The following is a 5341-nucleotide window of genomic DNA, read 5'->3' on the forward strand; positions in this document are numbered from 1 at the left end:
TGGCGGGCTTGACACCACCGTGCTCCTCACCGGCGTAGGCGACCACGTCCAGGGTCGACATGACCAGACCGGCACCGTTACCGATGATGCCGACCTCACCGTCGAGCTTGACGTAGTTCAGGCCCTTGGCCTTGGCGGCGACCTCGAGCGGGTCACCCTCCTCATCAAAGGTGAGGCTGTCCAGGTCCTGGCGGAACTCGGCGTTCTCGTCCAGGGTCACCTTGCCGTCGAGGGCGACGACCCGGCCGCCGGAGGTCAGGATCAGCGGGTTCACCTCCGCGAGGGTGGCGTCCTTGCCGACGAAGGCGTCCCAGAGCTTGGTGACGATCTCGGTGGCACCCGCGACGGCAGCCTCGGGCAGTTTGCCCGCCTTGACGATCTCCGCGGCGACGTCGGCCGGCGCACCCTTCAGGGCGTCGATCGAGATCTTCGCAACGGCGTCGGGGTTGGTCTCGGCGACCTCCTCGATCTCCATGCCGCCCTCTTTGGAGCAGATGGCGAGGAAGTCACGGTTGGCGCGGTCGAGGAGGAAGGAGAAGTAGTACTCCTCGGCGATGTCACTCGCCTCCTCCACCAGGACACGGTGGACCGTGTGGCCCTTGATGTCCATGCCGAGGATCTCCTCGGCCTTGGCCTGGGCGTCCTCGGGGCCGTCGGCCACCTTCACGCCACCGGCCTTACCGCGGCCACCGGTCTTGACCTGGGCCTTCACGACGACGCGGGCCTTGCCCGCGGCGGCGAACTCATCAGCGATGGCACGCGCCTCAGCGGCCGTGCTCGCCACCTTCCCCTGGGGTACGGGAACTCCGTACTCTGCGAAGAGTTCCTTCGCCTGGTATTCGAACAGGTCCACGAGGGTCCGTCCTTGTAACTCGCTGGCTCAAGTGTGTACCGGGGTGGCGTGTCCGGTTCGGCGGTGACGTACTGAGTAGGTGTCACACGACGCATGCCCCGGTGGGGCAGAGCCGCCTACAGAGTTCGAGATCGCCGCGGCCTTGCCACCCGCGACATGCGCAAAGCTTAGTCGCCCGCGGTCCGGCAGCCGGACACCGGGGCGGCGTTGCCCCGGTGAGAACGGACTCAAAAGCCGCTCATGCGGCAATGCCACCGTTCTCACGTGGGAAAGTCTGTGACCAGCGACACGGCCGATAACACCGATCCGAGCCGTTACAGCCCCAGATCGGACATCTCCCGGAATGCGACGAACGTCACGTCAGGCGGCGTGCGCGGGCCGGATGTTGTCGCGCACCCACTCCGCGATCTCCGCGGTGGGCGCCCCAGGCGTGAAGATCCTGGCGACCCCTAGGGCCTCCAGTTCCGCGATGTCGGAGTCGGGGATGATGCCCCCGCCGAACACCCGGATGTCTGTGGCGTCGTTCTCGCGCAGCAACTCCATCACCCGACCGAACATGGTCATGTGGGCTCCAGAGAGCACGGACAGCCCGATGGCGTCGGCATCCTCCTGGAGCGCGGCGGCGACGATCATCTCCGGGGTCTGGCGCAGACCCGTGTAGATGACCTCGACCCCGGCGTCACGCAGGACCCTGGCGACGATCTTGACCCCCCGGTCGTGCCCGTCCAGTCCCGGTTTCGCGACGACAACTCGTGCGGCGGCCTCGGCCATGACGTACCCCTCACTACGTTCCCCGCCGCGCCCGGCACCCCTTGTGGGGGTCTCCCCGAGCGCTCGGGGAGGAGATGATGAACTCGTCAGCAGAGTAACGCAGGTCACGAACGAGTGCCCGGCTCAGGGGCCGGGTACTGTCCGGACATGGACGACTATGCCACCGGTTTCGAGCACACCAGCACCGAGGACCTGCGCGACCGCGCCGTGGAGCTCGCGAAGCGGCGCTGGGACGTCCGTTTCTTCTGGCGGTTGCTAGGGCTGATCCCGGCCGCCGAGGCCATCGCGGGCAACATGGACGCCAGCGAAGCCAGTGTCGCCCAGGCCTCAGGCTTCCTGTACGAAGCGCTGTCCACGGAGACCGACACCGACGTCCAGGAGGCACTGCGCCCCGTCTACATCCAGTACCTGGCGGAACACGGCGGAGAGTAATGTCCGAAAACCGCCAGCACCCACCTCGTACGGTCAGTGATCATGGGTGGCGTGATGGACGACGAGCAGCGCTACCGCGCAGTACACAGCAGGGATTCCCGCTTCGACGGGGTCTTCTACACCGCCGTGCGCACCACCGGTATCTACTGCCGCCCCAGCTGCCCGGCGGTCACCCCGCGCCGTGAGAACGTCCACTTCTACCGCTCGGCGGCAGCGGCGCAGGAGTCGGGCTACCGCGCCTGCAAACGCTGCCGCCCGGACACGGTCCCGGGTTCACCCGAGTGGAACGTGCGGGCCGACATCGTCGGCCGAGCGGTCCGCCTGATCCACGACGGCGCGATCGACCGCGGCGGGGTCGGCTCGGTCGCCGACACCCTCGGCTACAGCGAGCGCCAACTGAACCGCCTCCTCACAGCCGAACTGGGCGCGGGCCCACTGGCACTGGCCCGCACTGAGCGGGCCCACACCGCCCGGATCCTCGTGGAAACCACGGACATGCCCATGGCGGACGCCGCCTTCGCTTCGGGTTTCGCGAGTATCCGACAGTTCAACGAAACCATCCGGGCGGTCTTCGACCGTTCCCCCACCCAGATGCGCAGTGCTGCCAACAACCAGACACCGGCTCCCCCCGGAGCATTAGCGCTCCGGCTCCCCTACCGGGGCCAGGTCGACCTGACCGGTATGCTCGCCTTCCTCGGAGCCCGCGCGGTCCCCGGTATCGAGGAGTACACCGACGGCACCTACCGCCGCACCCTCAACCTGCCGCACGGCCCCGCCACCGCCGAACTCTCACCGGGCTCGAACCACGTGCTGTGCCGCCTGTGGCTGACCGATCCAAGCGACCTGGCCAGCGCCGTGCGCCGCTGCCGAAACCTCTTAGACCTGGACGCCGACCCCGAGGCGGTAGCCGAGGTCCTCTCACCAGACCCCGTCCTGGGCCCCATCCTCAAGAAGCACCCGGGTATCCGAGCCCCGGGTCACGTAGACCCCGCCGAACTAGCGATCCGAGCCGTCCTAGGCCAACAGGTCTCCGTCCAAGCCGCCCGCACTCTGGCAGAACGCCTGGTCAACCAGCACGGCCAACCACTAACAGCGCCCGAAGGCACGCTCACGCACACCTTCCCCGCGCCTCAAACCCTGGCCGCGGCAGACCCCGCCAAACTCTCCATGCCCGTGTCCCGCGGCAGGGCCCTCGTGAACCTCGCCGGGGCGATCGCCACCGACCAAGTCCCCCTGGGCCCGGGCAGCGACCGCGACACCGCAGAGGAAGCGCTCCTGAATCTCCACGGCATCGGCCCCTGGACCGCCGGCTACATCCGCATGCGCGGGCTCGGCGACCCAGACGTCTTCCTCGCCACAGACCTGGGCGTGAAACACGCCCTCACCCAAAAAACACAACCCACATCCTGGAGCCCGTGGCGTTCCTACGCCACCCACCTGCTCTGGGCCTCACTCAAAAACGGGAAGACCGAATGACCCAGAACGCACTGCCGCTCAACCTGCCCGCAGCCACCCCTCAGAGGACCGATGCAGTGCATTTCCAAGCCCCACTCGCGGGCCCGACCCACTACACCACGCTGGACTCCCCGCTGGGCCAACTCCTCCTGCACGGCGACGGCGAAGCCCTGACCGGCGTCAAGACGCCACCCCAGAACGGAACCCACTCGATCCCGGAAAACTGGATCGCCAACCACAAGGTGTTCACCGACATCGGGAAACAACTCACCGCCTACTTCAACGGCGGCCTACGAAGCTTCGACCTATTACTCGCCCCCACAGGCACAGCATGGCAACTCCAAGTCTGGCGAGCACTCACCACCATCCCCTACGGCGAAACCGCCAGCTACGGCGAACTCGCCGAAGAACTAGGCAAACCCACAGCTTCCCGCGCCGTAGGCACAGCCAACGGCCGCAACCCGATCAGCATCATCGTCCCCTGCCACCGAGTCATCGGCGCCAACGGCAGCCTCACCGGCTATGCCGGAGGCCTGGACCGCAAAAAGTATCTACTCAACCTGGAAAAGCACCCGCAGAACAAGCGCGCAACCTCAGCCCCAGCAGCCACAACCTTTCAGTAACCGCACCCCTGCAAACGTAAAGCGCACACGCCAGTCACGGTGGGTGGGGCTCTGTGCGCGGGGCCGCGGTGGGCGGGGGTTTGCGAGCAGGGCCGCGGTGGGCGGGGGTTTGCGAGCAGGGCCGCGGTGGGCGGGGGTTTGCGAGCAGGGCCGCGGTGGGCGGGGGTTTGCGAGCAGGGCCGCGGTGGGCGGGGGTTTGCGAGCAGGGCCGCGGTGGGCGGGGGTTTGTTGTTGGGTGCGGTGGTCCCCTGCTGGTGCGGGTGGTTGCCCCGTTTCCTGCCGCTTGATGGTGGCCGTCTCCGCTGCGCGCGTCAAGGTCGTCGCCATCGAGCGCTTCGCGCATCATTGGCGCTCCACCTTGACCCGCTTCGCTGCGACGGCGGGTCGGCGGCAGTCAGGAAACGGGGGGCCTGTGGTCGGGGTAGCAAGGGGGCCCCAAGGGGCCCTTCGGGCCCCGGGCCTCCGGCCCGAAGGGCCGGGCTTCGCCCGGTCCGAAGGGCCGGGCTTCGCCCGGTCCGAAGGGCCGGGCTTCGCCCGGTCCGGCCGTGACCGGCCGGCTTCCCGCCCATCCGCCCGGCATCATCGGACAGCGCGTCCCAATCCAGTGACCAGCAGGCGACGAAGGACCCGAGCAGGCCGGGCGCATGGCCGAGCGCGTCCCACCGGGCTTTCGGTCAGACTCAGCCCCCCTTTTCCGACGATGATCTTGCTCCCAGCTCAACCCTCGACGGCCGAGGGTTGAGCCAGGGGCAAGATCATCGGGGATGAACCGGTTGCGGACACAGCGGTCATCTTCGCCGGGCCGGTTTCGGACACCGAGGCCGCCCCCCCCGGGGGGCCAGTGAACCCCCTCCCTGGAGGCAATCTCGGCGCCCACAATGACTCCAACAGGGGGGCTCACCACGCCCCACCCCACACCCGACCGGGCCAACAGCACCACCCGCACCCGTATGGGCCACCCACCACCGAGCCGCCAGACCGGTGGGACGCGCCCAGCCACGTCCCCGGCCTGATCGGGCCCTTCGTCGCCGACCGGCCACTGGATTGCGACGCGCCTGCCGACACAACCAGACCCACGGGAAGGAACCCGGCCGGCCACGGCCGGGGCAGTTCCCGGCCGCAGGCCGGTCCCGTCGCCGCCCCGACCACACGCCCCCCGTTTCCTGACTGCCGCCGACCCGCCGTCGCAGCGAAGCGGGTCAAGGTG

Annotated in this window: 5 protein-coding genes; 3 read left to right on the forward strand and 2 right to left on the reverse strand. The window is 68.5% G+C overall.

Annotated features, from left to right (window positions below; all coding sequences use genetic code 11):
• Positions 1-853, reverse strand: an 853-nt coding sequence (locus tag ACYVDG_RS32355; protein ID WP_460763927.1) for an ATP-grasp domain-containing protein, incomplete at its 3' end; no start/stop codon positions are given.
• A 360-nt stretch (positions 854-1213) separates the two neighbouring features.
• On the reverse strand, positions 1214-1624 hold the full coding sequence (locus ACYVDG_RS32360) for a cobalamin B12-binding domain-containing protein (RefSeq protein WP_460763933.1): 411 nt from the start codon (positions 1622-1624) through the stop codon (positions 1214-1216).
• Between the two features lie 147 nt (positions 1625-1771).
• Between ACYVDG_RS32360 and ACYVDG_RS32365 the strand changes: the two genes are divergently transcribed.
• From ACYVDG_RS32365 to ACYVDG_RS32375, 3 genes are read left to right on the forward strand one after another with little or no spacing between them, the layout of a single operon-like run.
• Positions 1772-2056, forward strand: coding sequence for a hypothetical protein (locus tag ACYVDG_RS32365; protein ID WP_460763936.1), 285 nt, complete (start codon positions 1772-1774; stop codon positions 2054-2056).
• A gap of 42 nt (positions 2057-2098) precedes the next feature.
• Complete coding sequence (locus ACYVDG_RS32370) at positions 2099-3532, forward strand: AlkA N-terminal domain-containing protein (protein ID WP_460763941.1); 1434 nt, start codon at positions 2099-2101, stop codon at positions 3530-3532.
• Entirely contained in the window at positions 3529-4134 is a 606-nt protein-coding gene (locus tag ACYVDG_RS32375) for a methylated-DNA--[protein]-cysteine S-methyltransferase (RefSeq protein WP_460763946.1), read from the forward strand. The genes ACYVDG_RS32370 and ACYVDG_RS32375 overlap by 4 nt, the downstream gene beginning before the upstream one ends.
• Positions 4135-5341: the final 1207 nt, after the last annotated feature.

It is taken from the genome of Nocardiopsis oceani (genome assembly GCF_054777395.1).